This window comes from Rhizobium sp. BK529 (assembly GCF_014194105.1).
Taxonomy (GTDB): Bacteria; Pseudomonadota; Alphaproteobacteria; order Rhizobiales; family Rhizobiaceae; genus Rhizobium.
Genome location: NZ_JACIAU010000001.1, coordinates 446,095 through 464,266, shown reverse-complemented (window position 1 = coordinate 464,266; position 18,172 = coordinate 446,095). Strand labels below are relative to the sequence as shown.

Here is an 18,172-nt window from a genome sequence, read left to right as displayed (position 1 = left end):
CCGTTCGTCGGGCGATCGCAGCGACCATACAGCGAAGGCAGAGACACATAGATGTCGACCGCAAACAACAACGAAAACTTGGTCAACGTGCTCTGCATGAAATGGGGAACGCTCTATGGCCCCGAATATGTCAACAACCTCTACCGAGGCGTCAAACGGCACCTGAAGCGCCCGCATCGTTTCGTCTGCTTCACCGACAACGCGGCAGGCCTTGACGAGGGTATCGAAACCCTCCCTCTGCCCGAGCTCGGTCTGCCGGCCGGATCCAAGGACCGTCGCTGGCAGAAACTTGCACTTTTCCGCCGCGAGCTTGCCGATCTCAAGGGCATTGGCCTCTTCCTCGATCTCGACCTCGTCATCGTCGATGATCTGGAACCGCTTTTCCAGCACCCCGGCAAGTTCCTCATCATCCGCGACGACGATCTCTTCCGCCCGAAGCCGCTGCGCAAGATCAACCCTTCTCGCGACAAATTCCTGGCCTCGGTCGGCAACAGTTCGGTCTTCCGCTATGAGATCGGCGCGCACGCCTATATTCTGGACGCCTATGTCGCCGATCCGGTGGCCGCCATGTCAAAATACGAGATCTCCCAGCAGTTTCAGAGCGCGCAGCTGGAAGCGCATGGACACCTGCAATACTGGCCGCGCGAATGGTGCGTGAGCTTCAAGAACGCCTGCGTGCCCCGCCATATCAGGAGCTTCTGGCGCGATCCCGAACTGCCGCCGGAAGCAAAGATCGTGGTCTTCGCCGGCAATCCGAAAATGAGCGAGGTTTTCGAAGGCGGTGGGCAGAAATGGTATCGCCGCATCGGCAACACGGAATGGCTGAGCAAGGCCTGGCGCGAATAAACTGTCCTCACCAGCATTCCGGACGGAAAACTGCTTCACACTTTTCCTGGAAATGCTTCTAGAGTTCGACCAGCCCGAGCTTCTTCACCTGACGGATCGTCAGCATGGTGCGAACGGTATCGACATGCTCGTTGGCGGTCAGCACTTCGATGACGAAGTCCTGGAAGCGGGTAAGGTTCTGAGCCACGCAATGCAGCAGGAAATCGCTGTCGCCGGATACCATCCATGCCTGACGCACCAGCGGCCACTCGGCGGTGGCGGCGGCAAAGGCCTTCAGATTGGCTTCCGACTGGTGCTTCAGGCCGACCATGCAGAAGGCGACGAGATCGAGCCCGAGCTTCGGGCTGTTCAGCATCGCATGGTAGCCTTCGATGACGCCGGCCTCTTCGAGCTTGCGCACCCGGCGCAGGCAAGGGGGCGCAGAAATTCCCACCCGGTCGGCAAGCTCCACATTGGTCATGCGGCCGTCTGCCTGCAGTTCCCGCAATATCTTTATGTCGATAACGTCAAGTTCAGCGCGAACCACGCTTAGGCCTTTCTTTAATTCCCCGCGGGCAGCTTCTATATAAAGCCACGGAATACGCAAGAAAGTTTCAGTCGGATGACGGAATCTTGCACAGCGGCTGCATTTGCCTTGTTGGTAATGCAAGGCTGCCCTTGAATAAAAGCATTGGTCGTTCATAAATGGCGCAGGGATCGCGAAACGGCCTCATTCGCCTCTTAGCCGCCGCATCCTGCCAGTCGAAAGGAAATTCTATGTCTGCCCGCCACACCAAGGTGCTCATTATCGGTTCCGGACCTGCCGGCTATACGGCAGCGGTCTATGCCGCGCGCGCCATGCTGAAACCGGTTTTGATCGCCGGTCTGGAGCAGGGCGGCCAGCTCATGATCACCACCGATGTCGAGAACTATCCGGGCTTTGCCGATCCGATTCAGGGCCCTTGGCTGATGGATCAGATGCTGCAGCAGGCCCAGCATGTCGGCGCCGAAATCGTCAACGACCTCGTGACCGAAGTCGACCTCAATCAGCGCCCCTTCATCGCCCGCACCGATAGCGGCCAGGTCTGGACCGCCGATACGCTGATCATCGCGACCGGCGCCAAGGCAAAGTGGCTAGGCATCGAAAGCGAGCAGCATTTCCAGGGGTTCGGTGTCTCTGCCTGCGCCACCTGCGACGGCTTCTTCTATCGTAACAAGGATGTGATCGTAGTCGGCGGCGGCAACAGCGCGGTCGAGGAAGCGCTTTATCTCTCCAACATCGCGAAGTCGGTCACCGTCGTGCATCGCCGCAATGAATTCCGCGCGGAAAAAATCCTGCAGGAACGTCTCTTCGCCAAGGAGAACGTCAAGGTTCTCTGGAACACTGAGGTCGCCGAAATCACGGGTACGCCGGCAAAGCCCCCCATGCCGCCGTCCGTTTCCGGCGCCCGCCTGCGCGATACGCGCACCGGCGCCATCACTGATGTCGCCATTGACGGCGTCTTCGTAGCAATCGGCCACGCGCCGGCAACCGAACTTTTCAAGGGCAAGCTGAAGCTGAAGGACAATGGCTATCTCTGGACAGCACCGGATTCGACTGCGACCAGCCTAGAGGGAGTCTATGCCGCAGGCGACGTGACGGACGATACGTTCCGCCAGGCGATCACTGCCGCAGGCATGGGGTGCATGGCCGCCCTCGAGGCAGAACGCTATCTGACGGGCCACATGCCCGTTGCCGTAGCAGCGGAGTAATCGTGGCATGAGGGGTGGGGGAATGCCATTGGACTGGGATAAGCTGCGTATTTTCCACGCAGCTGCCGAAGCCGGATCATTTACGCATGCGGCCGACAAGCTGCATCTGTCCCAGTCGGCCATCAGCCGTCAGGTCAGCGCGCTCGAGCAGGATGTGGGCACAAAGCTCTTCCACCGCCATGCGCGCGGCCTGATCCTCACCGAGCAGGGTGAGCTGCTTTACCGTACCGCGCATGACGTGCTGCTGAAGCTCGAAACCGTAAAGATGCAGCTGACCGAGACGACGGAAACGCCGTCCGGCAAGCTGCGCGTCACAACCACCGTCGGCCTCGGCCAGGGCTGGCTGACCGACAAGATCCAGGAATTTCTGCAGCTCTATCCTGACGTCCAGATCCAACTCATCCTCGACAACGAGGAAGTGGATGTGAACATGCGCCATGCCGATTGCGCCATTCGCCTTCGCCAGCCGCAGCAGTCCGACCTCATCCAGCGCAAGCTCTTCACCGTGCATATGCACGTCTACGCGGCTCCCTCCTACATCAACCGCCATGGCGAGCCGCAGACGATGGAGGATCTCGACAACCACCGCATCATCACCTTCGGCGAACCGGCGCCGAGTTATCTGCTCGACGTCAACTGGCTGGAAATCGCCGGCCGCTCGTCGGATAACAAGCGCATTCCACATCTGCAGATCAACAGCCAGACGTCGATCAAGCGCGCATGCCTGCTCGGCATCGGTATCGCCTGCCTGCCCGACTATATCGTCGGCCGCGACCCGGGTCTGATCCAGCTTGCGATCAACGCTGACGTCCCCTCCTTCGATACTTATTTCTGCTATCCGGACGAGATCAAGAATGCCGCCAAGCTGAAAGCCTTCCGCGATTTCATCGTCAGCAAGGCCCGCAATTGGAACTTCTGATCTCCATTTTTATAGAATGAATTTCAAATCATGCAGCCCACGCATGACTGACATGCACAAAAAAGGGTTGCCGTTTGCTCATTAAAGCACCATATCGCACATAGCTGATGCACACGGTGGCTTTTCCTCCCAGTTCCACCGCATTAGCTGTTCCCCTCTGGAGGTTTTTGACCTTCACACTTATAAGGGCCCTGGTTTTTCCGGTGGCCCTCTTTTTTTGCCCGAATTTTGCTTCTTTGCCTGAACTTTATCGGCAGATACCGCAATGCGGTATATTTTTGTGCAGTGCATGGCTGACATGCACAAAAAACTATTGAAAGCTGCACAAAGAAGCACCATATCAACTTCAGCTGATGCATTTCGTGGCTTCTCTCCCAGTGCCACCGCGTTGGCTGTTCCCCTCTGGAGGTTTTTTTGACCTTCACACTTATAGGGCCCTGGTTTTCCAGCGGCCCTCTTTTTTTGCTTAAACTTTAAGCGGAATGAAAAGCGCCGCCCCTCACGCCTCCGTGATTTGCATATCGAAAACTATATATCGAAAAAATTCGATTTATAGTTCGATGAACGACGATGGACAAAGACGAGATTCTCAAGGCGCTGGCCAATCCTGCCCGGATGGACATCCTCAACTGGCTGAAGAACCCGGAAAAACATTTTCCGACGCAGGAGCACCCATTTGAGATGGGCGTCTGCGCCAGCCAGTTCGAACGCTGCGGCCTCTCCCAATCCACCGTTTCCGCCCATCTCGGCACCCTTCACCGCGCCGGCCTCGTCACCAGCAAGCGCGTCGGTCAGTGGATCTTCTACAAGCGTAACGAAGAAACGATCGCTGCCTTCCTCCAGCAGCTAACGCAGGATCTTTAAACCATGCCCCTTGCCCTGGTCGTTCTCGCCTTGAGCTCTTTTGCGATAGGCACCACCGAATTCGTCATCATGGGCCTCCTGCCCGAAGTCGCAGCCGATCTCTCCGTCACGATCCCTCAGGCGGGCTGGCTGGTCACAGGTTATGCGCTGGCTGTCGCGCTCGGCGCTCCCATCATGGCAGTCTCGACCGCCAAGCTGAAGCGTCGCTCCGCCCTTATCATGCTGATGGCCTTCTTCATTGCCGGCAACCTGCTTTGCGCCATCGCCCCGAACTATTGGGTACTGATGATCGCCCGCATTGTCACCGCCCTTTGCCATGGCGCCTTCTTCGGCATCGGCTCGGTTGTTGCCGCCAATCTCGTCAGCGAGGATCGCAAGGCCCGCGCCGTCGCCCTGATGTTCACCGGCCTGACGCTCGCAAACGTGCTCGGGGTGCCTCTCGGCACCGCCATCGGCCAGGTTTTCGGCTGGCGCTCCACCTTCTGGGTGGTCACTGCGATCGGCGTCATCACTATTGCGGGCCTGATCGCCATCCTGCCACGGGATAGACAGGAAAAGCCAAGCAGCATGCTGCGCGAGATCGCGGCATTGAGGAACGCACGCCTCTGGATGGCGCTGTCGGTCACCGTCTTCTTCTCAGCCTCGATGTTCACTCTCTTCACTTACATCGCCCCGCTGCTGCGTGATGTGACGGGCATCTCACCAGAAGGCGTCACCTGGACACTGTTCCTGATCGGCATCGGCCTCACGGTCGGAAACTTGATCGGCGGCAAGCTCGCCGACTGGCGCCTCGGCACGACACTCGCCGGCGTATTCGCAGCGATCGCGCTGACCTCGGCGATCTTCTTCTATACGAGCCGCTTCTTCATCCCCGCCGAGATCACCCTGTTCCTGTGGGCAGCCGCAACTTTCGCCGCGGTTCCCGCCCTGCAGGTCGGTGTCGTCAGCTTCGGCAAGGATGCTCCGAACCTCGTCTCGACCATCAACATCGGCGCGTTCAATACTGGCAATGCGCTGGGCGCCTGGGTCGGCGGCATAGTCATCGATGCCGGGTTCAATCTTGACCGCGTTCCCCTCGCCGGAGCTGCCATGGCCCTGATCGGCCTTGCCGCCACGGCACTCACCTATCTCTCCGGTCGGGTGCAGACTGCTCCCACTGCCGCCGAGTGATCCTCCAAGCAGAAAGGACCTTTTATGGGCAAGCTTTTCCAGCCAACGCAGATCGGCGATATCGCTCTGAAGAACCATATCGTCATGGCGCCGCTCACCCGGAATCGTTCACCGGGCGCGATCCCGAACGATCTCAACGTCGAATATTATCGCCAGCGCGCTACGGCCGGCCTCATCATCACCGAAGCAACCGCCATCACGCATCAGGGCCAAGGTTATGCCAACGTTCCCGGCCTCTACAGCAAGGAAGCCCTCGATGGCTGGAAGCGAGTGACGGACGCCGTTCACGCCGAAGGCGGCAAGATCGTCGTGCAGATGTGGCATGTCGGCCGTATCTCCCACACCGAATTGCAGCCGAACGGCGGTAAGCCGGTCTCCTCGACCAACCGCATCGCCAAGGCCAAGACCTATCTCGTCAACCCTGACGGCACTGGCGCCTTTACCGACACCTCCGAGCCGCGCGCGCTCGAAACTTTCGAGATTCCCGGGATCGTCGAGGATTACCGAAAGGCCGCACGCGCAGCGATCGACGCAGGCTTCGACGGTGTCGAAATCCACGGCGCCAATGGTTACCTGCTCGACCAGTTCATGCGCGACGGCGTCAACGACCGCACCGACGAATATGGCGGCTCGATCGAAAACCGCGCTCGCTTCACCTTCCAGGTCGTCGAAGCGGTAACAAGGGAAATCGGCGCCCGTCGCACCGCAATCCGCATTTCGCCGGTCACCCCCTCGGGCGAATCCTATGATTCCAACCCGCAGGCGCTCTTCACGCATGTCGTAGAAGGCCTCGCAAAGTACGATCTCGCTTATATTCACATCGTTGAAGGCCAGACCGGTGGCGAGCGCGATTATCGCCAGGGCGACAACCCGTCCTTCGATTACAAAGCACTGCGCGCAGCCTATGAGAAGGCAGGCGGCAAGGCTGCCTGGATGGTCAACAACGGCTACAACAGAGACATGGCGATCGAAGCCGTCGAAAGCGGCTGCGCCGATCTCGTTGCCTTCGGCAAGCCCTTCATCTCCAATCCGGATCTCGTCGAGCGACTGGAAAAGAACCTGGCGCTCAACACGCCGGATCAATCCACTTTCTATGGTGGTAACGCAAAAGGCTATGTCGATTATCCGACCCTCGAAAAGGTCGCCTGATCATTTTCAGCAAACAGAAATCCCGCCATCCGGCGGGATTTCCATTTCAGGGCATTGCCGCTAGCATAGGCCCATGTTCTCGCCCTATCTCGAACGCTGGTCGCTGACATCGGACGGCGAACCGATCATCACCCATTCAAGCCGCCTCCTGCCGGTCACCTGGCAGGACAAACCGGCCATGCTGAAAGTCGCAACCGACAGCAGCGAGCGCGAAGGCGCCTTGCTGATGAAATGGTGGGATGGCGACGGCGCCGCCCGCGTTTATGCGCAGGAAAATGACGCTATCCTTCTGGAGCGTGCAGTGGACAAATACTCACTGCTGGAAATGGCGCTGAACGGCGAGGACGATGAGGCAAGCCGCATCATGGTGCGCACTGCAGCAAGGTTGCACGCGCCACGCCCCACGCCTCTTCACGATTCGCCAACGCTTGAGCGCTGGTTCCGCGGTCTGGAGCCGGCAGCACGTAACCATGGCGGCACCTTTACCGATTGCTGGAAGATAGCAAGCACCCTGCTCGCTGCGCCACAGCAGCTCAGCATACTGCACGGCGACATCCATCACCGCAACATCCTCGATTTCGGCGACCGAGGCTGGCTGGCGATCGATCCCAAGCGGATCTATGGCGAACGCGGCTATGACTTTGCCAATATCTTCGCTAATGAAGATCTGCCGACGACGACGGATCCCAAACGCCTCCAGCGTCAGCTTCCGATCGTCTCCAAGGAAGCGGATATCGAGCCGTCAAGGCTGTTGAAGTGGATCGCCGCCTATTCCGGCCTCTCGTCCGCCTGGTTTCTTGAAGATGGCGACCATGCCTCCGCGGAAAAGCCTCTGACGGTCGCCCGTATCGCGCTCGCAGAGCTTGCCTAATCTGCATTTAGAGCCTTGGCGAGAGGCACTGCCGAGCCATGCATCTCCGGCAGCGAGTCCTGCGCTATCAAAGTCGCACGCACGGCCTCGTCGATCGGCGTATGCGGCTCGGTTCCGAGTTCGGCCACCAGCCTGTCATTCTTCATGCGCAACGGCACTTTCCAGAGATAGCGCATCTCTTTCATCTCCCGCATCAGCGTCATGAAAGGAGCAAGCAACGGCACGATGAACCAAGGGAAGAGGCCGATCTTCGCCTTGCCGCCGGAAACACGCCGGACCGCCTCGGCCATCTGCCGGCCATCGCCATCCCAGAAGCCGTTCATGTGATAGCAGGCGAACGCCGGCAGCCGCTCGGCCCGCTCGACGAGCTGCACCATCGTCTCGGCGACATCGGGCAGATAGGCCCAATGGTGCCCGATACCGGGCAGCGCCGGATTTCTGATCGTATCAACTGGCTTGCCCGGGGTGGCGAAAGCGGCTGAGAACCAGCTATTGCTGGTGGCGCCTGGTCCGAAGAAATCGCCTGCGCGGACGATGATAACGCCGGTTCCGGTCTCGGAAGCAGCCTTCAGGCGCTTCTCCATCTCGACACGGATGTTGCCCTTTTTCGTCACCGGACGCTGCGGACTATCTTCCGTCACGACTGGAAAGGCGTCTGGCCCGAAATTATAGACGGTACCCGGCAGCAGGATGCGCGCCCCGACGGCGCGAGCCGCGGCAATCGTATTATCCAGCATCGGCAGAACCAGCTTCTCCCAATCGCGATAGCCGGGTGGATTGACGGCGTGAACGACGAGATCGGCACCTTCCGCCGCCTTGCGGACATCGGCTGCATTCATCGCGTCTCCCCGCACCCACTCGAAGCCCTGCCCGCTCGCGGATGCCTTGGCAGCATTGCGATTGAGCGCCCTGATCGTCCAGCCGCGTGCCTGCAGCTTGCGGGCAACCGCGCCGCCGATGCCACCGGTCGCGCCGAGAACGAGCGCCTGTTTCTTGTCCTGATATTCGCTGCTCATGATCATCTCCTTGTTCGATGAGACGACTATGACCTGAGCGGGAGATAAACAAAATTGACGAAATAAGTTCCATCGCTATACATAAATATATGGATATAGAACCGAGTTGGGATTTCTACCGTTCCTTCCTCACCGTGCTGCGCCACGGATCGCTCTCTGCCGCCGCTCGCGAACTCGGCCTGACGCAGCCCACGATCGGGCGCCATATCGATGCGCTCGAAGAGGCTGTCAGAGCAGAGCTTTTCATCCGCTCTTCAAACGGCCTGCTGCCGACCGATGTGGCGCTCGATCTGCAGCCCTATGCCGAGACACTGGCAACGACGGCCGCGGCTTTCCTGCGCACGGCCTCCAGCCGGCGAGACAAGGTCGAAGGTACCGTGCGCATCAGCGCCAGCGAAGTGGTCGGCGTGGAAGTGCTGCCGCCGATCATTGCCGATCTGCAGGAGGCTCATCCCGGTTTGCAGGTGGAATTGTCTGCTTCCGATACGCTGGAAGATCTCATGAACCGGGAAGCGGATATTGCCGTGCGTATGACCGAGCCGCAGCAGGATGCGCTGGTCGTGCGTCGCCTCGGCGATATCCCGCTCGGCTTCCATGCCCATCGTCGCTATCTGGAACGCCACGGTACGCCACAAACCCTGGCCGATCTTGCCGCCCACCGCATCATCGGCTTTGACCGGCAGACGGCCTATATCCGCATGATGCGAAAACGCTACCCCGCCGTTGACGAACTCACTGCAACCTTCCGCACCAGCAATCATCTGGCCCATTACACGGCTATCCGTGCAGGCATAGGCATCGGAATCTGCCAGACCGGACTTGCTCGCCCGAATCCCGATCTCATCCACATTCTGGCAAATGAATTCGAAATCCCGCTCGGTACGTGGGTCGCCATGCACGAAAGCCTAAAGACCTCGCCGCGCTGCCGCGTCACCTTCGACGCACTCGTCAAGGGTCTGCTGAACTACATCAAATCATGCAAGGGAACGCGCGCCTGACGACGCGCTGAAGACGAAGGAAAGCCGGCGGAAATCAGGGCTCCGGGGAAACCTCGGGCGAACGGCCCTTGGTAAATCCGTCCACGACTTCGGTCTCGGGACGATCGCCACCTTCTGCATATTCCTCGTGCCACTTGCCTTGCGCATCCTGCCAGCTGATCTCGGCGGAATCGCCGCCAACCTGCTGTTCGGCTGCAACGATACGGGCTGCTTCGAGCGCTTCGGAGTGGGTCGGAAATGCCTCGGAATAAACGTCTCCAAGCTTGTAGGCCCAGCCGCCGTCATGCGGTACGACTTCGTAGACCACCTTGACCATGCAATATCTCCTCTTCTTCTCCTTGCGCATCCGTAGGCTTCCGGCTCATGTCCGGTTCAGCGCGGGCCGCTTGAGAAGATTTCGAGGACGCCGCGATCTGGGTTCCGGCTGCCGTATGAAAAGCAGTATTCCATTAATCGCCACAGACTGCAAATTTCATCAGCGGCGAGTCCGCTTGCACAGAAAAATCATCGGCTTAGAGTCCCGAAGGAATCAAAATCGCGGCTGGTAGCAGGTATGACATCGCATCTTAAGGAAGAAAAATTCTTGATCGTGGCGTTCGTCGTCGCGATCATCGCCTATTTGACGGAACATTCGGTCATGGAGGCCGGCCGGGGGATGGCCCTTGTCGCGGCCGCCGCCCTGATCGTGACCATCGTGCTCGCCTCCATGCGTGTCGCCCATCATGCCGAACTGCTGGCCGTCAAGGTTGGCGACCCCTATGGCACGATGATCCTGACACTTTCTGCCGTCGCCGTCGAAGTCATCATCCTCGCCATCATGATGGGCGGCGAGGAAACCTCGCCTACGCTGGTGCGCGACACCATCTATTCGGCGCTCATGCTCGACATCAACGGCATCCTCGGCCTCGCCGCCCTCCTCGGCGGCCTGAAACACGGTGAGCAGCCGTATAACGACAATTCCGGCAAGACCTATGGCGTGATGATCCTGACGGCCATGGGCATCTCGATGATCGTGCCGGAATTCGTGCCCAGGGACAAATGGCACTATTATTCCGGCTTCACCATCATCGCGATGATCGCCCTCTACGGCCTCTTCCTGCGCATGCAGGTCGGTCAGCACAGCTACTTCTTCTCCTACAGCTATCCGCGCTCGGAGCGGCAGAAGGAACATCCCGACAAACACCACCACGAGGAGGGATCGGTCTCGACCTCGATCGCAATCATTCTCATCGGCGTGGTCATCATCGGCGCGCTCGCCGAATTCATGTCAGGCTTCATGAGCGAGGGCCTGCGCGACAGTGGCGCTCCCGTAGCCGTGACCGCGATCGTGGTTGCCGCGATCTCTGCCGCACCGGAAATCCTGACCGCTCTGAGGGCAGCTTTGCGCAACCGCATGCAGGCAACCGTCAACATCGCCATGGGCGCCTCTCTCTCGACGGTCATTCTTACGGTGCCGGTCATGGAGGGTATCGCGCTCTATACCGGCCAACCGTTCATCATGGCCATGTCGCCGGTTCAGACGGTGATGGTTGCGATCACGCTGATTGCAGCAGCCATCAACCTCAATGACGGTGAGACGAACGCCATCGAGGGCATGACGCATTTCATCCTCTTCGCCACCTTCATCATGCTGACCGCGATCGGACTTTGAATCTGAAATCAGCGACTTGGCGGCAAAAGCGGAATCATTTTCGCAGCACGTTGAAGTGAAAACGAGACAACAAAAAAGCCCGCCATCTCTGGCGAGCTCTTCGAATGGGGCTGATGCCGCCGATTACTTGCAGGCTGCGCAGAAGCGCTGGATACGGCGGCAAGCTTCTTCGAGCAGCTCTTCAGACGTCGCATAGGAAATGCGGAAGTTCGGCCCAAGACCGAAGGCCGAGCCATGAACGACGGCTACGCCCTCCGATTCCAGGAGCTCCGTGACGAAGTCCTCATCATTCTCGATAACCTTGCCCGACGGAGCGGTCTTGCCGATCAGGCCCTTGCATGACGGATAGACGTAGAAGGCCCCTTCCGGGACCGGGCAGGAAATGCCCTTGGCCTGGTTCAGCATGGATACGACGAGATCGCGGCGGCCTTCGAAGATCTTCTTGTTCTTCGGAATGAAATCTTGCGTACCGTTGAGCGCTTCAACGGCTGCCCACTGGGCAATCGAGGTCGTACCCGAAGTCTGCTGGCCCTGGATCATGTCCATCGCCTTGATGAGCTGGATCGGGCCGGCCGCATAGCCGATACGCCAGCCGGTCATGGCATAGGCCTTGGACACGCCGTTCATCGTCAGCGTGCGGTCATACAGCGACGGCTCGACTTCGACCGGCGTGGCAAACTTGAAGTCGCCATAGGTCAGATGCTCGTACATGTCGTCGGTCAGCACCCAGACATGCGGATGCTTGACGAGCACGTCCGTCAGCCCCTTCAGCTCGTCATGCGTATAGGCAGCGCCCGACGGGTTGGACGGCGAGTTGAACATGAACCACTTGGTCTTCGGCGTGATCGCCTTTTCGAGATCGGCGGGCTGAAGCTTGAAATTATTCTCCTGCGTCGTCGCAACGAACACCGGCGTGCCGCCGCAAAGGGCGACGATCTCGGGATAGGAAACCCAATAGGGTGTCGGGATGATCACTTCGTCGCCGGCATTCAGCGTCGCCATGAAGGCGTTGAACAGAATGTGCTTGCCGCCGGTACCGACGATCGTCTGTTCCCAAGTGTAGTCGAGATTGTTCTCGCGCTTGAACTTGGCGGCAATCGCCTTACGCAGTTCCGGAATGCCGGAAATCGGCGTGTACTTGGTTTCGCCGCGGCGGATCGCATCGATTGCCGCTTCCTTGATATTATCCGGCGTATCGAAATCCGGCTCACCGGCACCTAGCCCGATCACGTCACGTCCTTTGGCTTTCAGCTCGCGCGCTTTCTGAGCGACGGCGATGGTGGCTGAAGGCTTCACACGGGAAAGGGCATCGGCAAGGAAGGCCATAATATCGGTCCTACAAGGTTGAAACGGGCAGAAGGCCGGGACCGGAGTTCTGCGCTAAGCTCTATGTCCAATGTATGACATCATTTCAAGCGCAAAGGCGTGATGGCGACAATGATTCTTATTGATCAATTGCCGCAGCTGCGCCTGGAATTTTGAACCAAGCTTCGACGGGGCAATGCAAGCAGCCGATCCAGCCTTACGGGAAGCTGAATCAGTTTCTGAAGCCGGCCTCATTTTATCCCTAAAAATCAAGGTTATCGCCCGTTTACCATTTGCCACGAATAAGCCGCAACAAATGCCGCGGCGTGCCGCAATTCGGTCGTCAGAGCGCCGAGATGGAAACGGTATTCTTCCGCCATCCGACACTGGTTATTGAGGGCATACCATGTTTCTGGAAGACGAGCGCGTGGCGGGACGCCTGCGCGCAGGCCGGATTTCTTTATCGCTGATGGTCGCAGTCGTGGCTTTTGCATGCTGCGTCGTGGTGACGTTTGGCCTCCTTTCGGTCGCCGAGGCGGGGCCGGCAATGGCTTCCAGCTCTCTCCAAACAACCCATGCCGACCAAAAGATCACGGACGGCGTAGCGATGCTTTTCGCCGCATTCGTCGCGGCAAATGGGCTTGCGATCTGGCTGCGCCGCATTAAGGGTCTCGTCCTCTCGGGAGGCCGGCGCGATGGCCGCTAAACCGCAAAGCTCCGGCTGGAGCGAGGAAACGGAAACCTACGAGCCGCTGCCGACCTACATGGAGCTTGCCATGGCCGCAGCGTCTGCCCATGACGCACCGCCGGCCACGCAAACACCTCGTCTGCCCGGGCTTTCGGTCGTCGAAAAAGTGGTCGCCGTCGGGATTGTCTGCCTCGCCTTTTACGGCATGGCACTGATCGGTTGCGGGCTCTTCTTGAAAGCCGAAGCAAAGCGCACAGGCTTCATGACCCGGCCGATGATGAGCGCTGGTCTGCAATATGCCGACTTCGACATTCGCACCCTCCCCGCAAGATCAACTGACGACCTCCTTTCAGCCTGAGAACACAAAACCGTTATGGAGCGCCGAACATGGTTGAAGCGCCCCATACCCGCGCCACCTTTCCCCGAAACTCACGATGGGGACTAGGATGGACGCCATTTCAACATTCCGTTTCGCCGCCCTGCTCGCAGGCGTAGGTGCTTTGGCAGGTCCCGCCCTTGCCCAAAGCGGGGGTATCATCAAGACGCAGGAAGTCTCGGTTCGTGTCGAGAAGCTCGCTGAGGGACTGGAGCACCCCTGGGCAGTCGAGGTCCTGCCTGATGGCAGTTATATCGTCACGGAGCGGCCGGGACGACTGCGCATTATCCGCGATGGCAAGATCTCCGATCCGGTTGGCGGCGTGCCCGAGGTCAACGCCCGCGGTCAGGGCGGCCTTATGGATATTGCGCTCGCTCCCGATTTTGCCACCAGCCGCAAACTCTATCTGACTGCCGCGACCACCAATAACAGGGGCTCTGGTACGGAAGCCTTCAGCGCCACGCTGTCATCAGATGAAAAGCGCCTCGAAAACGTCACGCCGATTTTCACCATGCGGCGTTTTACCCGCGGCAACATCCAGTACGGGTCGCGTATTGCCATCGCACCCGACGGCTCGCTGTTCATTAGTGTCGGTGACCGCGGCGATCGTGACCGTTCGCAGGACTGGAAGGATGATGCCGGCTCCATCGTCCATCTCAACGCCGATGGCAGCATCCCCGCCGATAATCCCTTCAAGCACGGCGGCAAGGCCCTGCCGGAAATCTGGTCCAAGGGTCATCGCAACCCGCAGGGCATCACCTTCGATAGCGCCGACGGCAAACTCTACACCGTCGAGCATGGCGCGCGCGGCGGCGATGAGATCAACAATCCCGAGCCCGGCAAAAATTACGGCTGGCCGATCATCACCTATGGCCGCGACTATTCCGGTGCCAAGATCGGAGAAGGAACCGCCAAGGAAGGCCTGGAACAGCCGCTGCATTATTGGGATCCGTCGATCGCTCCAGGCGCTCTCGTCGTCTATCGCGGCAAGATGTTCCCGGAATGGAACGGCAACTTCATGGTAGCAGCCCTGAAATTCCAATTGCTGTCGCGCATGCAGCGGGATTCAACTGGCGCCTTCACGACCGAGGAACGCATGTTCGAAGGCGATTATGGACGCATCCGCGATGTCATCGTCGCTCCCGACGGCGCGCTGCTGATGGTGACCGACGAGGATGACGGTGCGTTGCTTCGAGTTTCTCGCGCCGACGACAGCGCTGGCTAAAGTAAGCCTCGCAATTCCCTGCGGATCATGAATTTCAGCCCCGACCAAGTCTCGTCCACGGCGCAGACCTTGACGTCGACGAGACCGGTCGGCAGCAGGATCTCGCGCAATGCATCTTCGGTGATGCTGGTCGGCACCTTCGAACTCTTCTTCGGCCACGATATCCAGATCATGCCATCCGGCTTGATTGCGCAAAACAGGGCCGCCGCTATCTCTTCCAGCACCGCGCGCCGCGTTTCGAAGATATGGACGTAATCAAATTGCCGGGCAGAAACCGTCGGCAAGACGCGCTGAACCGAAGCAAAACCCTCGAATGTGCCGATGTAGCCAAGCGCAACGGGAACATTGACGAGCAAGGCCGTCTGCCCCGATTTAAGTCCCAGCTTCTTTGCGAGCGGAGTGCCGGAATATCCTGTCGTCATTGGCGCTTCCACACGAGCGGCCATGTTGCCGGACCGCCGTCGGCTCTGGCTTCGCATTCTTCCTTGATGCGCACTTCCTCAAGAACAAGGAAACCCATACGCCCCGGTTCGGCAGCACGCCACGCATAATAACTGCCGCAATCGCCCATGCCCCGCCCCTTTGCAAAGGAGGTGAAGCGCATTTCCAGCTCATCATAGCGGACGTTGAAAGCCGTATCGCCGATCGTTTCGGAAAACTTCAGTGGAAAGGCCGTTCGGGAAATCCGGCTGCCATAACCGCCATAGATCGCAAAGGGCATGTTGTAGGCACCGGTCTGGCCGCAGGGCACGATGATCAGTCGCATCCCTGTCTCACTGACGACCTCGAAGGCATCACCATCGGCAAGACGCTGTTCTTCGATATGGCAATCGCCGTTGTAAGGCTCGATGTCTGCCCGCACGGACTGCGGCAGATCGGCAAAACGCAAAATCGGACGGACGGAAGAGGCAGCCAGCGCCGAAGCGCACCCAAGCCCCACCAGAAGCCGCCACCGTGACAGCAATCAATCGCCTCCTCATCAGATACCTCCGGACCATTTGAGGAATCCTCATCCTTGCCGAAAAGAAATGCAACTGCTAACCCGTCAGCCTAACTCTTAGACGCTTCCCAACATCGAGGGTGAAATGACGCGCGTTCAGGCGAACCTCCTTCTATTGCTCGCTGCTGCCATTTGGGGCGGAGGCTTCGTCGCCCAGTCGACGGCAATGAAGGCGATTGGCCCCTTCTGGTTCATCGGCCTGCGTTTTGCCATCGCTGCGCTTGCCACCTTGCCCTTCACGCTCCTCGAAGCGCGCAAGGCACAGGCTGCAACCAGCCGCAGACATCTCGGCCTCTACCTGCTGATCGGCCTGGCGCTCTTCGGTGGCGCATCGACACAGCAGATCGGCCTGCAGACGACGACCGTCACGAATTCCAGCTTCATCACCGGCCTCTACGTCATCTTCGTGCCGCTAATCGCCGTCTTCGTGCTGCGCCGTTCGCCGCACTGGATCATCTGGCCGGGTGCAATCATGGCCGTGGCTGGCATCTATCTTCTCTCCGGCGGTCAGCTCTCGGCCCTCACGATCGGCGATCTGCTGACGGTCGTCTGCGCTGTCTTCTGGTCGGTACAGATCACGCTCGCCGGAACAACAGTAGGCGAAACCGGCCGGCCGCTTGCCCTGTCCAGCACCCAGTTCGCAATCACGGCGGCCTGCGCACTCATCGTCGCCGCCATATGCGAGCCGATCAGTCTGGCAGATATCCGCGCGGCAGCGCCCCAAATCCTCTACGTCGGCATCTTCTCTTCCGGCGTCGCTTTCGTGCTGCAGGTCGTCGCCCAGCGCTATACGACGCCGTCGCAGGCGGCGATCTTCCTGTCCGCCGAGGCCTTGTTCGGCGCCACGCTCGCAGCCCTTCTCCTCGGCGAAAGCATGCCGCCACTTGGTTACATCGGTTGCGCGCTTATGTTTACCGCTATGCTTGTAGTCGAGCTTGTCCCCGAAATGACCCGCCGACGTGCGCAGACAGTGTGAACACGCGTCCATTTGTGGGCTATTTAAGGCTTTTCAAAAATTTTTTTAAGCACGCGGAGGGACGCGCTATCGTTGCATTTTTGGTAAAATCTGCCCGGAACTTATATTGCAGACGATATAAAACGTTAATCATTTGCTACTGATGGAGGATTTTTTGCGTTTTCGCGAAAACAGGCCACATTTGCGAGTGTGTTCTTAGGAACACGTTAAAAAACTTTTGCTTGCCAAAATCCGCCAAACGCAGCACTCTTCGCGCGTTCGGGCATTTTGCGAGCATGGGAAGTCCTTAAGAATTTGCGCGCCGGAAACGCTAATATTCCGGTCAGCCGGTTCCAAAAAAATGCAGGTTTTAAATCCTGTCTGGAGCCGGCGGAGGTAGAGGGGACCTTTTTCTCACATTTCAAGATTTGCCTGTCGGAGTCTTCGCAAGAAGGCAATACTGTAATGCTGCCCGTGTGGATGGCGGGCGGAGACAAAAGGACCTGAGGCATGGCCGAGACTGGCACTGTAAAATTCTTCAATACCGACAAGGGCTTCGGCTTTATCAAGCCGGACAAGGGCGGCGCCGATATCTTCGTTCACATTTCTGCCGTTCAGGCTTCCGGCCTGGCCGGTCTGACGGAAAATCAGAAAGTAAGCTTCGACACGGAGCCGGATCGCCGCGGCAAGGGCCCGAAGGCCGTCAATCTGCAGATTTCAGGCTGAACCTTCGCATAGGCGTGGAATTCGAGTTGAAGCCCGGCAGTGATGCCGGGTTTTGTCGTTCAGCCTTCGTTCAGCATGACGCCGCTACCTTCAGAACCATAGAGAAGGGACCGCTTCCGGTTCCCGATACCGGGATTTTACGCGATGAACAGGCTTACAAAGACCATTCTTCTGACGGCAACCGCCGCTGCTCTGACCCTCTCGGCTATCGGCGAAGCTTCCGCCGACGACCGCTACTGGCGTCATGGGCACAGCCACCATGGCAACGACGCGTGGGTTGGTGGCGCTGTCGGCCTTGCCACCGGCCTAATCGTCGGGTCCGCCATCGCCAATGCCAATAACGGCCCGGTTTACGAAGAGCGCCGCTACATCGATCCGCCGGTCTATGAGCCGGAATATGCTCCGCCGCCGGTTTACCGTGCTCGTCCGGTATATTCCGAACCCGTCTATTCCGAGCCAGTCTATGGCCGTCCCGTCTATGGTCGTCCCGTCGGCGCCATGGAGCCCTGGAGCGCCCAATGGCAGCGCTATTGCTCCTACCGCTACCGTAGCTTCGATCCGCAGAGCGGTACCTACATCGGCAATGACGGCCGCGAGCACTTTTGCGTCGCGAGCTGATAGTCCGATAATACTTTGAATGAAAAGCGCCGCCTCCGAGCGGCGCTTTTCATTTGTGGCAGAT

The 18,172-nt window shown here is 58.9% G+C and carries 21 protein-coding genes; 15 read left to right on the top strand and 6 right to left on the bottom strand.

Going from position 1 to position 18,172, the window contains the following annotated elements:
- Positions 1 to 51 precede the first annotated feature (51 nt).
- Entirely contained in the window at positions 52 to 846 is a 795-nt protein-coding gene (locus FHX08_RS02280) for a hypothetical protein (RefSeq protein ID WP_184326832.1), read from the top strand.
- Positions 847 to 904: 58 nt separating this feature from the next.
- On the opposite strand, the gene FHX08_RS02275 is transcribed toward FHX08_RS02280, so the two are convergent.
- Positions 905 to 1,372: an Lrp/AsnC family transcriptional regulator gene (locus FHX08_RS02275; RefSeq protein ID WP_112564538.1), complete on the bottom strand. Its 468-nt coding sequence runs from the start codon at positions 1,370 to 1,372 to the stop codon at positions 905 to 907.
- Positions 1,373 to 1,602: 230 nt separating this feature from the next.
- Here FHX08_RS02275 and trxB point away from each other — a divergent pair, with 230 nt between their 5' ends.
- The 6 genes from trxB to FHX08_RS02245 all read left to right on the top strand — a co-directional run bounded on the left by trxB (position 1,603) and on the right by FHX08_RS02245 (position 7,550).
- Positions 1,603 to 2,577, top strand: a complete 975-nt coding sequence (trxB, locus tag FHX08_RS02270) for a thioredoxin-disulfide reductase (RefSeq protein WP_184326831.1) — start codon at positions 1,603 to 1,605, stop codon at positions 2,575 to 2,577.
- Between the two features lie 22 nt (positions 2,578 to 2,599).
- Entirely contained in the window at positions 2,600 to 3,496 is an 897-nt protein-coding gene (locus FHX08_RS02265; protein WP_132653687.1) for a LysR family transcriptional regulator VtlR, read from the top strand.
- A gap of 570 nt (positions 3,497 to 4,066) precedes the next feature.
- The gene (locus FHX08_RS02260; RefSeq protein WP_184326830.1) at positions 4,067 to 4,360 is read left to right on the top strand and encodes a helix-turn-helix transcriptional regulator; all 294 of its coding nucleotides are present in this window, start codon (positions 4,067 to 4,069) and stop codon (positions 4,358 to 4,360) included.
- 3 nt (positions 4,361 to 4,363) lie between these two features.
- Positions 4,364 to 5,530: an MFS transporter gene (locus FHX08_RS02255; protein ID WP_184326829.1), complete on the top strand. Its 1,167-nt coding sequence runs from the start codon at positions 4,364 to 4,366 to the stop codon at positions 5,528 to 5,530.
- A 24-nt stretch (positions 5,531 to 5,554) separates the two neighbouring features.
- Positions 5,555 to 6,679, top strand: coding sequence for an alkene reductase (locus FHX08_RS02250; RefSeq protein WP_132653685.1), 1,125 nt, complete (start codon positions 5,555 to 5,557; stop codon positions 6,677 to 6,679).
- A 73-nt stretch (positions 6,680 to 6,752) separates the two neighbouring features.
- Complete coding sequence (locus FHX08_RS02245) at positions 6,753 to 7,550, top strand: aminoglycoside phosphotransferase family protein (protein ID WP_132653684.1); 798 nt, start codon at positions 6,753 to 6,755, stop codon at positions 7,548 to 7,550.
- Here FHX08_RS02245 and FHX08_RS02240 read toward each other — a convergent pair.
- A complete protein-coding gene (locus FHX08_RS02240; protein ID WP_132653683.1) occupies positions 7,547 to 8,566 on the bottom strand; it encodes an NAD(P)H-binding protein in 1,020 nt (339 codons plus the stop codon). The genes FHX08_RS02245 and FHX08_RS02240 overlap by 4 nt on opposite strands.
- Before the next feature lie 89 nt (positions 8,567 to 8,655).
- Between FHX08_RS02240 and FHX08_RS02235 the strand changes: the two genes are divergently transcribed.
- Positions 8,656 to 9,564 carry a LysR family transcriptional regulator gene (locus FHX08_RS02235; RefSeq protein ID WP_132653682.1) on the top strand — a complete coding sequence of 303 codons (909 nt, stop codon included), beginning with the start codon at positions 8,656 to 8,658 and terminating at the stop codon, positions 9,562 to 9,564.
- 34 nt (positions 9,565 to 9,598) lie between these two features.
- On the opposite strand, the gene FHX08_RS02230 is transcribed toward FHX08_RS02235, so the two are convergent.
- The gene (locus FHX08_RS02230; protein ID WP_132653681.1) at positions 9,599 to 9,880 is read right to left on the bottom strand and encodes a DUF2188 domain-containing protein; all 282 of its coding nucleotides are present in this window, start codon (positions 9,878 to 9,880) and stop codon (positions 9,599 to 9,601) included.
- Between the two features lie 237 nt (positions 9,881 to 10,117).
- On the opposite strand from FHX08_RS02230, the gene FHX08_RS02225 reads away from it, so the two are divergent.
- A complete protein-coding gene (locus FHX08_RS02225) occupies positions 10,118 to 11,215 on the top strand; it encodes a calcium:proton antiporter (RefSeq protein WP_132653680.1) in 1,098 nt (365 codons plus the stop codon).
- Positions 11,216 to 11,338: 123 nt separating this feature from the next.
- Here FHX08_RS02225 and FHX08_RS02220 read toward each other — a convergent pair whose 3' ends face one another.
- Entirely contained in the window at positions 11,339 to 12,541 is a 1,203-nt protein-coding gene (locus FHX08_RS02220) for a pyridoxal phosphate-dependent aminotransferase (protein ID WP_132653679.1), read from the bottom strand.
- A 385-nt stretch (positions 12,542 to 12,926) separates the two neighbouring features.
- Here FHX08_RS02220 and FHX08_RS02215 point away from each other — a divergent pair, with 385 nt between their 5' ends.
- The 3 genes from FHX08_RS02215 (at position 12,927) to FHX08_RS02205 (ending at position 14,809) form a co-directional block, all read left to right on the top strand.
- Positions 12,927 to 13,226, top strand: coding sequence for a hypothetical protein (locus FHX08_RS02215; RefSeq protein ID WP_132653678.1), 300 nt, complete (start codon positions 12,927 to 12,929; stop codon positions 13,224 to 13,226).
- Positions 13,216 to 13,566: a hypothetical protein gene (locus FHX08_RS02210; protein WP_132653677.1), complete on the top strand. Its 351-nt coding sequence runs from the start codon at positions 13,216 to 13,218 to the stop codon at positions 13,564 to 13,566. Before FHX08_RS02215 ends, FHX08_RS02210 begins: the two co-directional genes overlap by 11 nt.
- 88 nt (positions 13,567 to 13,654) lie before the next feature.
- Positions 13,655 to 14,809 carry a PQQ-dependent sugar dehydrogenase gene (locus tag FHX08_RS02205; RefSeq protein WP_132653676.1) on the top strand — a complete coding sequence of 385 codons (1,155 nt, stop codon included), beginning with the start codon at positions 13,655 to 13,657 and terminating at the stop codon, positions 14,807 to 14,809.
- Here the strand turns inward: FHX08_RS02205 and FHX08_RS02200 are convergent.
- Both FHX08_RS02200 and FHX08_RS02195 read right to left on the bottom strand, forming a co-directional pair.
- Positions 14,806 to 15,288 carry a DUF3052 domain-containing protein gene (locus FHX08_RS02200; RefSeq protein ID WP_132653675.1) on the bottom strand — a complete coding sequence of 161 codons (483 nt, stop codon included), beginning with the start codon at positions 15,286 to 15,288 and terminating at the stop codon, positions 14,806 to 14,808. The two genes, FHX08_RS02205 and FHX08_RS02200, sit on opposite strands and share 4 nt — an antisense overlap.
- Complete coding sequence (locus FHX08_RS02195) at positions 15,228 to 15,773, bottom strand: DUF1176 domain-containing protein (RefSeq protein WP_132653674.1); 546 nt, start codon at positions 15,771 to 15,773, stop codon at positions 15,228 to 15,230. The genes FHX08_RS02200 and FHX08_RS02195 overlap by 61 nt, the downstream gene beginning before the upstream one ends.
- Positions 15,774 to 15,894: 121 nt before the next feature.
- Here FHX08_RS02195 and FHX08_RS02190 point away from each other — a divergent pair, with 121 nt between their 5' ends.
- The 3 genes from FHX08_RS02190 to FHX08_RS02180 all read left to right on the top strand — a co-directional run bounded on the left by FHX08_RS02190 (position 15,895) and on the right by FHX08_RS02180 (position 18,108).
- Entirely contained in the window at positions 15,895 to 16,785 is an 891-nt protein-coding gene (locus tag FHX08_RS02190) for a DMT family transporter (RefSeq protein WP_132653673.1), read from the top strand.
- A 489-nt stretch (positions 16,786 to 17,274) separates the two neighbouring features.
- Positions 17,275 to 17,490 carry a cold-shock protein gene (locus FHX08_RS02185; RefSeq protein ID WP_007824341.1) on the top strand — a complete coding sequence of 72 codons (216 nt, stop codon included), beginning with the start codon at positions 17,275 to 17,277 and terminating at the stop codon, positions 17,488 to 17,490.
- A 144-nt stretch (positions 17,491 to 17,634) separates the two neighbouring features.
- Positions 17,635 to 18,108 carry a BA14K family protein gene (locus FHX08_RS02180; protein ID WP_132653672.1) on the top strand — a complete coding sequence of 158 codons (474 nt, stop codon included), beginning with the start codon at positions 17,635 to 17,637 and terminating at the stop codon, positions 18,106 to 18,108.
- Positions 18,109 to 18,172: the final 64 nt, after the last annotated feature.